The organism is Sphingorhabdus sp. (genome assembly GCF_041737645.1).
Lineage (GTDB): Bacteria > Pseudomonadota > Alphaproteobacteria > Sphingomonadales > Sphingomonadaceae > Sphingorhabdus_B.
Genome location: NZ_JBGSRI010000063.1, coordinates 43,385 through 49,453 on the forward strand (window position 1 = coordinate 43,385; position 6,069 = coordinate 49,453).

Here is a 6,069-nt window from a genome sequence, read left to right on the forward strand (position 1 = left end):
CTAGTCAGTGTCCATGACTGAACAGACCAAATCGAGCACTTCTTTGGGTGCTATTCCACGCTCGCTCTTTGTTTTTGCCGTGTTTTATGGCGGCATGGTTCCTCTGGGTGGCTTTCTAGGTGCAAAGCAAGTGTCGATCGGACCCTTGGCCGTCGAAGCCGGGATTTTTCCTTTTCTGACCCTTATCGCGGTGTCGAGCGCGATTGCCGAACTGCATGGGCGGGAAATTGCCGACAGGTTGGTTCGCTTCGGCTTTGTACCGCTGTTTATCGCCATTGGCCTGTCCTATTTCGTGCTGCAACTGCCCACCGATGCAGGCATGTATGAACCCGCGAAGGAAGCATTCCCCATCATTGTCGGTCAAAGCGGGCGGATGATGGCGGCAGGCATATTGGCCTATGGCGTGTCGGTATCGCTCAATGTCTGGCTCTTCGCGCGGCTTAAAGGAACCTCGGGACGGTTTCTGGCCATACGCGGATTCATTGCTGCGGCGCTGTCGCAAATTGTCGATACGCTGATTTTTATCACGGTCTCGTTTTATGGCGTCCGCCCAATTGCAGACCTCATGATGGGGCAAATGATCGCCAAGATTGTCCTGTCGGCGGTCATGGTCCCGCTGGTTATCGCACTTGTCGTGCGTATTGGCCGGAAACTGGATGAGGTTGCCTGACCATGAGCATCGACCCGATCAATCTTGCCAAAGCGGAAACGCTGACCGAGGCTTTGCCTTATTTACAGCGTTATGCGGGTAAGACCTTTGTCGTGAAATATGGCGGCCATGCGATGGGGGATGCGGCTTTGGCGCGGGACTTTGCGGCGGATATTGTGCTGCTGAAGGCCGTCGGTATCAACCCGGTCGTCGTGCATGGCGGCGGACCCCAGATCGGCGCGATGCTCAAAAAGCTTGGCGTCGAAAGTGAATTTGTCGATGGCCTGCGCGTAACTGATGCCGAAACCGCCAAGGTTGCCGAAATGGTGCTGTCCGGGGCCATCAACAAGGAACTTGTCGGCTGGATCAACGCTGCTGGTGGTCGGGCACTGGGGATTTCGGGCAAGGATGGCGGCTTTGTCACCGCGACCAAAGTGCAGAGGACGCAGAAGGATCCAGATAGTAATATCGAGCGGAATATCGATCTAGGCTTTGTCGGTGAGCCGCAAAAGGTCGACCGCAGCGTCATCGACACGATCAGCGGCGCGGGCATGATTCCGGTCATAGCCCCTATTGGCGTGGGCGAAGATGGGCACACCTATAATATCAACGCCGATACTATGGCAGGTGCGGTGGCAAGTGCGTTGGGGGCATCGCGCCTGTTCCTGCTGACCGATGTCGCAGGCGTGCTGGACAAGGCAGGGCAGTTGCTGACCGATCTGGACCCGGAGGCGATCGGGGCATTGCAGGCCGATGGTACGATCAGTGGGGGCATGATCCCCAAGATCGAAACCTGCGTCAATGCGGTGGAGGCCGGGGTGGATGCTGCAGTCATTTTGGACGGCCGCGCGGGCCATGCGATGCTGATCGAAATGTTCACCGACAAGGGCGCTGGGACGCTTATCCACAAATAGTGTTTTAGGGTGTTGATACAGCGCGTCGCCTCGGCTAATCGCACTTGTCTGTCTTCTATCGGAGAAAACCATGCTTCTCGCGCTTATTTCGATCATTGGTTATTTGATGACGATCTTGTCGACCGTCGTCATTGTACAATTCATCCTTAGCCTGTTGATCGCCTTCAATGTGGTTAGTCTGTCGAACAATATCGTGTCCTCTATCTGGCATGCGCTCAACATGATTTTGGACCCGTTTCTTAAGCCAATCCGCAAGATCATGCCGGATACTGGCATGATTGATTTTTCGCCAATGGTGTTGCTGATCGGCCTGCGTATCCTGCAAATGCTGTTGTTGGGTCTTGCCAACGACATTGCTTCGGCGGGTATGTGAGCAGCGCCGAAATCATTGACGGCAAGGCATTTGCAGCTGCCTTACGTGGACGCATCGCTTCGATAGTGCCGGACTTTATCGCGCAAAGCGGACGCAAGCCCGGGCTTGCCGTCGTTTTGGTAGGCGATGATCCCGCCAGTCAGGTTTATGTCGAGTCCAAGAAAAAGGCGACGGTCGAGGCCGGAATAGACAGTTTCGAATATCGCCTTCCCGAAGACACTGCACAGGCGGATCTCATTGCCCTTGTTGAACGGTTGAACGTCGATGACCACGTCGACGGGATCCTCGTTCAATTGCCTTTGCCCCCTCACATGGATGACAAGGCCGTCATTGCCGCGTTGGATCCAGCCAAGGATGTCGACGGTTTCCATGTCGTCAACGCTGGCCGGCTTGCCGTGGGCGAAGACGCCTTTGTTCCCTGCACTCCCTTGGGTTGTCTCATGCTGCTCAAGGACCGGATGGGTGATTTGTCCGGCAAAAATGCGGTTGTCATTGGTCGCTCGAACATTGTGGGCAAGCCGATGGCGCAGCTTTTACTGGCCGAAAATTGTACGGTCACCATCGCGCACAGCCGGACGCAGGATCTGGCCGATGTGGTCCGTCGCGCCGACATCATTGTCGCGGCTGTGGGCCGTGCGGAAATGGTCAAGGGCGACTGGATCAAGGATGGCGCGGTCGTCATTGATGTCGGCATCAATCGGCTGGCGCCTGCAGAGGGTGAAACCAAGGGCCGTCTGGTTGGCGATGTTGCCTTTACCGAAGCGATGGCGCATTCTGCCGCGATCACACCGGTACCAGGAGGGGTTGGTCCGATGACTATCGCCTGTTTGTTACGCAACACGCTTGTCGCGGCGCACCGCCGTGCGGGCCTTGCCCACCCACAAGGTTTTTAACGCGATGAAATGGCTTGGCGTAATTGGTACGGTCATGTTGACCCTGTCGGCCTGTGCCGGCGGACAGCAGGCACCTGCAGGGTTCGAACCACGTATCGCCAATCCAAGTGCCATCATTTCTGCCGAAATAGCCTTTGCCCGTCTGGCGCAGGAAAAGGGCCAGTGGACCGCCTTCCGCGAAACAGCGGCAAAAGATGCGGTGATGTTCGACCCGCAACCAAATCTGGCGCAAGCTTGGCTCAAAGGCCGCGCTGACCCGCCTGCTGCGGTCAAGTGGCAGACGCACAAAGCATTCATGTCGTGTGACGGAAAAACCGGCGCAGCCACCGGCGCGTGGCAGCGTCCGAACGGCACATTTGGCTATTTCACTAACATATGGCAGTTCATTCAAAAGAATGAACGCGGCGATGGCGAATGGAAATGGGTGGTCGATCATGGCGATGCCTTGTCGACGGAGCGCGCGCCCAAGGAAATGATCGAGACCAAAGTGGCAAGTTGCAAAGGCAAGGCCCCGGCTCTGTTGCAGGCCCCCGCCGAAGGCGCGCAAATGAAAAGCGGATATTCGCGAGACCAGTCGCTCAGCTATACATGGGTCGTACAGCCCGACGGCAGTCGCTCGGTCGAGGTGAAGCTTTGGAACGGGCAGGCGTCTGAGACCGTCATACTGGACCAGGTCGCAGCACCCAAATGATCGACCTTTTCCTCTCTGCGTTCATTACCTTTTTTGTCGTCATCGACCCGCCTGGTTGCGCGCCGATTTACGCCAGCCTGACCAAGGGAGCCAGCGCCGCGCAGCGCCGCAACATGGCCCTTCGTGCAATATTTGTGGCGTCTCTGATTTTGCTTGTGTTCGCGCTGTTTGGCGAAGAATTGCTGGCGGCGCTGCATATTGAGCTCAACAGTTTCCGGATTGCCGGCGGCATCATGCTGTTCCTGATTGCCATCGAAATGGTGTTCGAAAAGCGCACCGAACGCCGTGAAGAACGGGCGCAAAAGATTATCGACACGCCGGAAATCGAGGATGTTTCGGTATTCCCGATGGCCATGCCGATGATTGCTGGGCCAGGGTCGATTGCGTCGGTCATGCTTTTAATGTCCCAAAATGAAGGGCTCGACCGGGCCGGGATTATCTTGGCCGCATTGGCGGCCGTACTGGCGCTGACCTTGCTGGCGTTGCTCGCCGCCGGGCCATTGATGCGGGTTCTAGGCGCGCAAACTGAGGCGGTGATTACCCGTCTTTTGGGCGTATTGCTGGCCGCATTGGCGGCGCAATTTGTCATAGATGGTTTGCGTGAAAGCTTTCTGTAGCCACACTCTCCCGGCTGCTACTGCAACGTAACGCGATCATCCAAACCATCATGCCGTCCGAAAAACTGCATCAATTGCACGATCAAATCGGCACGCATCGATAGGCCCCGCGCCTCCAGCAACGCCTGTTTTGCGGCAAAATCAAAGGGCGCGATTTGCGCGATGGCGTTGACCAGCGAATAATCGTCCAACTGGCCCACTGCGGCCCAATCGACGGCATATCCCTGAATATCGGCAAAGCGCCGTGATTCGATTTCAAGCGAAGCGCGCTCGGCGATGGACAGTGCGTCCGACGCCTCGTCTTCCTCCCAAAGAACCGCCTCCACCTGCCGAAAACTGGTGGTTGTATTCAGCTCTTTGCTAATAGAAAAACGCTGGAGACCCTCCAATATGACATTGTAACGGCCGTCTTCCATCGCTTCTACATCGCCAATCCGGCCTAAACAGCCGACTTCGAATAGATCTGCGCCTTGTCCTTTGGGCTGGACCATCCCGATCATCCGGTCGCGTGCTAATGAGTCTCCGACAAGATCGCGATAACGTTGCTCGAATATATGCAAAGGCAATTGCATACCCGGAAACAAGATCGCCCCGGGCAAGGGAAAGATAGAGATCCGGCGGATGGTCATCCGAACAAAACAGCCGATAATTTGCGGCGAGTGGCCGAAACCCAAGGGTCTTCCAGCCCGATCATTGCAAAAATTTCGAGCAGCCGTGCCTTTGCCGCGCCGTCATTCCATGTGCGGTCTTTGGAAATGATGTGTAGCAAGTCGTCCGCGGCCTCGTCCCGATATCCTGCCGCCATCAACGCATTGGCGAGTTCAATCCGCTTGGCATGATCGTCCGGGTGCGCCGCGACGGCGGCTCTCAATGCCTCCAGTTCATCCGGCGCGACCGCGGCTGCGGCTATACTCAATACCGAATTTGCCCGCACTAAAGCGGCATCGTCTTTCTGCTCGGCGGTCAGGCTGTCAAATATGTCCTGCGCCTCATCTGCGCGGCCCAATGCGGCCAGTGCACGAATCAAGCCCGACAAAGCAGCAGGATGCTCGGGTGCGATACCGAGGGCATCGATAAACAAACCATAAGCCTGTTCTGCGCCACCATGATCCAGCAATTCTTCGCCCGCGTCGAGCAAAGGCGCGATTTGCGCCGCAGGGTCTTGCGCGGCCTCACCCGCCGTAACCGGCAGTTTTTCCAAAATCTGGTCCAACATTTGCGTTAACTGCGGCTCTGTGCGGGCCGGGGTCAGGTCGGCCACAGGCTGCCCTTGAAAAATGGCGTAAACGGTTGGGATCGACCGGACCTGAAATTGCGCGGCGATGAATTTATTTTCATCGACATTCACTTTGGCCAGAACGACGCCACGATCGGCATAATCAGTCGCCACTTTTTCCAGCAATGGCGTCAATTGTTTGCATGGCCCGCACCATTCGGCCCAGAAATCAAGTATGACGAGCTTGTCCATTGAAGGTGTAACCACCTGTTCGCGGAATTGCTCTACAGCTTTTTGTTCTTCGGTGGTCAGGCCCATCGTCGCCAATGTACTTCTCCATGCTTTTCAGGCGGAATCGATATAGCCCTATGCGCGCAAAGTCGCGCCCGTTTCAAGACAGGCAATTACTCAATTGCATAAAAAGCAAATAATTGGGGGTTGCGGGACCAAAACCCCCATGCTAACGGCGCGCCTCACCTGTCGGGAAATCACTTATCCCGACCGCCAGAGCGGGCGTAGCTCAGGGGTAGAGCACAACCTTGCCAAGGTTGGGGTCGAGGGTTCGAATCCCTTCGCCCGCTCCAAATCTTTGGATTTGAATAATCTATTGATATAAATAGATAAAATCATGCATTTATTGCCTGTGTAGGATTTGTGTAGAAAAACTTTGGGAGTTGTCGCCGGTAGGTGGCGCAAAAATTCACCGTTTTCCCAAC

At 55.9% G+C, this 6,069-nt stretch carries 8 protein-coding genes and 1 tRNA gene; 7 read left to right on the plus strand and 2 right to left on the minus strand.

Features of this window, described 5'->3' with window-relative positions; genetic code table 11:
• Positions 1 to 13 precede the first annotated feature (13 nt).
• From ACEW72_RS12070 to ACEW72_RS12095, 6 genes are all read left to right on the plus strand, one after another.
• Positions 14 to 670, plus strand: coding sequence for a queuosine precursor transporter (locus tag ACEW72_RS12070; RefSeq protein WP_373476637.1), 657 nt, complete (start codon positions 14 to 16; stop codon positions 668 to 670).
• Between the two features lie 2 nt (positions 671 to 672).
• The gene (gene argB, locus ACEW72_RS12075) at positions 673 to 1,563 is read left to right on the plus strand and encodes an acetylglutamate kinase (RefSeq protein WP_373476638.1); all 891 of its coding nucleotides are present in this window, start codon (positions 673 to 675) and stop codon (positions 1,561 to 1,563) included.
• A 70-nt stretch (positions 1,564 to 1,633) separates the two neighbouring features.
• The gene (locus ACEW72_RS12080) at positions 1,634 to 1,936 is read left to right on the plus strand and encodes a YggT family protein (protein WP_373476639.1); all 303 of its coding nucleotides are present in this window, start codon (positions 1,634 to 1,636) and stop codon (positions 1,934 to 1,936) included.
• A complete protein-coding gene (gene folD / locus ACEW72_RS12085) occupies positions 1,933 to 2,829 on the plus strand; it encodes a bifunctional methylenetetrahydrofolate dehydrogenase/methenyltetrahydrofolate cyclohydrolase FolD (RefSeq protein ID WP_373476640.1) in 897 nt (298 codons plus the stop codon). Before ACEW72_RS12080 ends, folD begins: the two co-directional genes overlap by 4 nt.
• Positions 2,830 to 2,833: 4 nt before the next feature.
• A complete protein-coding gene (locus ACEW72_RS12090) occupies positions 2,834 to 3,520 on the plus strand; it encodes a hypothetical protein (protein ID WP_373476641.1) in 687 nt (228 codons plus the stop codon).
• Positions 3,517 to 4,137, plus strand: a complete 621-nt coding sequence (locus tag ACEW72_RS12095; RefSeq protein WP_373476642.1) for a MarC family protein — start codon at positions 3,517 to 3,519, stop codon at positions 4,135 to 4,137. Before ACEW72_RS12090 ends, ACEW72_RS12095 begins: the two co-directional genes overlap by 4 nt.
• Before the next feature lie 17 nt (positions 4,138 to 4,154).
• Here the strand turns inward: ACEW72_RS12095 and ACEW72_RS12100 are convergent, their stop codons facing one another.
• Together ACEW72_RS12100 and ACEW72_RS12105 are read right to left on the minus strand one after the other, a co-directional pair.
• Entirely contained in the window at positions 4,155 to 4,766 is a 612-nt protein-coding gene (locus tag ACEW72_RS12100; RefSeq protein ID WP_373476643.1) for an LON peptidase substrate-binding domain-containing protein, read from the minus strand.
• Complete coding sequence (locus ACEW72_RS12105) at positions 4,763 to 5,671, minus strand: tetratricopeptide repeat protein (RefSeq protein ID WP_373476644.1); 909 nt, start codon at positions 5,669 to 5,671, stop codon at positions 4,763 to 4,765. Before ACEW72_RS12105 ends, ACEW72_RS12100 begins: the two co-directional genes overlap by 4 nt.
• Positions 5,672 to 5,862: 191 nt before the next feature.
• On the opposite strand from ACEW72_RS12105, the gene ACEW72_RS12110 reads away from it, so the two are divergent.
• A tRNA-Gly gene (locus ACEW72_RS12110) sits at positions 5,863 to 5,937 on the plus strand.
• Positions 5,938 to 6,069: the final 132 nt, after the last annotated feature.

Bases quoted from the DNA above. Each gene is read 5' to 3' on its own strand.
- ACEW72_RS12100 (WP_373476643.1), bottom strand. From the start codon at position 4,766: ATGACCATCCGCCGGATCTCTATCTTTCCCTTGCCCGGGGCGATCTTG.
- argB (WP_373476638.1), top strand. From the start codon at position 673: ATGAGCATCGACCCGATCAATCTTGCCAAAGCGGAAACGCTGACCGAG.
- ACEW72_RS12095 (WP_373476642.1), top strand. From the start codon at position 3,517: ATGATCGACCTTTTCCTCTCTGCGTTCATTACCTTTTTTGTCGTCATC.
- ACEW72_RS12105 (WP_373476644.1), bottom strand. From the start codon at position 5,671: ATGGGCCTGACCACCGAAGAACAAAAAGCTGTAGAGCAATTCCGCGAA.
- ACEW72_RS12080 (WP_373476639.1), top strand. From the start codon at position 1,634: ATGCTTCTCGCGCTTATTTCGATCATTGGTTATTTGATGACGATCTTG.
- ACEW72_RS12070 (WP_373476637.1), top strand. From the start codon at position 14: ATGACTGAACAGACCAAATCGAGCACTTCTTTGGGTGCTATTCCACGC.
- ACEW72_RS12090 (WP_373476641.1), top strand. From the start codon at position 2,834: ATGAAATGGCTTGGCGTAATTGGTACGGTCATGTTGACCCTGTCGGCC.